The sequence below is a fragment of the Klebsiella sp. KE9456 genome, assembly GCF_043832615.1.
Lineage (GTDB): Bacteria > Pseudomonadota > Gammaproteobacteria > Enterobacterales > Enterobacteriaceae > Klebsiella > Klebsiella indica.
Genome location: NZ_JBDYQK010000059.1, coordinates 1 through 1119 on the forward strand (window position 1 = coordinate 1; position 1119 = coordinate 1119).

1 rRNA gene is annotated in these 1119 nt (G+C 54.0%); it reads right to left on the reverse strand.

Annotated elements, in window-relative coordinates:
* Positions 1-1003: ribosomal RNA gene (locus ABK821_RS25250) — 23S ribosomal RNA — on the reverse strand; the annotation flags it as partial.
* Positions 1004-1119: the final 116 nt, after the last annotated feature.

The following is a 1119-nucleotide window of genomic DNA, read 5'->3' on the forward strand; positions in this document are numbered from 1 at the left end:
ACCTTAGCTGGCGGTCTGGGTTGTTTCCCTCTTCACGACGGACGTTAGCACCCGCCGTGTGTCTCCCGTGATAACATTCTCCGGTATTCGCAGTTTGCATCGGGTTGGTAAGCCGGGATGGCCCCCTAGCCGAAACAGTGCTCTACCCCCGGAGATGAATTCACGAGGCGCTACCTAAATAGCTTTCGGGGAGAACCAGCTATCTCCCGGTTTGATTGGCCTTTCACCCCCAGCCACAGGTCATCCGCTAATTTTTCAACATTAGTCGGTTCGGTCCTCCAGTTAGTGTTACCCAACCTTCAACCTGCCCATGGCTAGATCACCGGGTTTCGGGTCTATACCCTGCAACTTAACGCCCAGTTAAGACTCGGTTTCCCTTCGGCTCCCCTATGCGGTTAACCTTGCTACAGAATATAAGTCGCTGACCCATTATACAAAAGGTACGCAGTCACCCCATAAAAGAGGCTCCCACTGCTTGTACGTACACGGTTTCAGGTTCTTTTTCACTCCCCTCGCCGGGGTTCTTTTCGCCTTTCCCTCACGGTACTGGTTCACTATCGGTCAGTCAGGAGTATTTAGCCTTGGAGGATGGTCCCCCCATATTCAGACAGGATAACACGTGTCCCGCCCTACTCTTCGAGCTCACAGCCTGTGCATTTTCGTGTACGGGACTTTCACCCTGTACCGTGCGACTTTCCAGACGCTTCCACTAACACACATGCTGATTCAGACTCCGGGCTCCTCCCCGTTCGCTCGCCGCTACTGGGGGAATCTCGGTTGATTTCTTTTCCTCGGGGTACTTAGATGTTTCAGTTCCCCCGGTTCGCCTCGTTTGACTATGTATTCATCAAACGATGATGCACCGTAGTGCACCGGGTTTCCCCATTCGGACATCGCCGGGTCAAGGGTTCATATCACCTCGCCGGCGCTTTTCGCAGATTAGCACGTCCTTCATCGCCTCTGACTGCCAGGGCATCCACCGTGTACGCTTGGTCGCTTAACCTCACAACCCGAAGATGTTTTATTCTGTCCGGCTTGTTGCGCGCCGTGAATACTGCGTTGTTCCGTACTCGCGATGCTCATGGACATTCAGTCCACTGCGCTCGCTGCGTGCGGTAC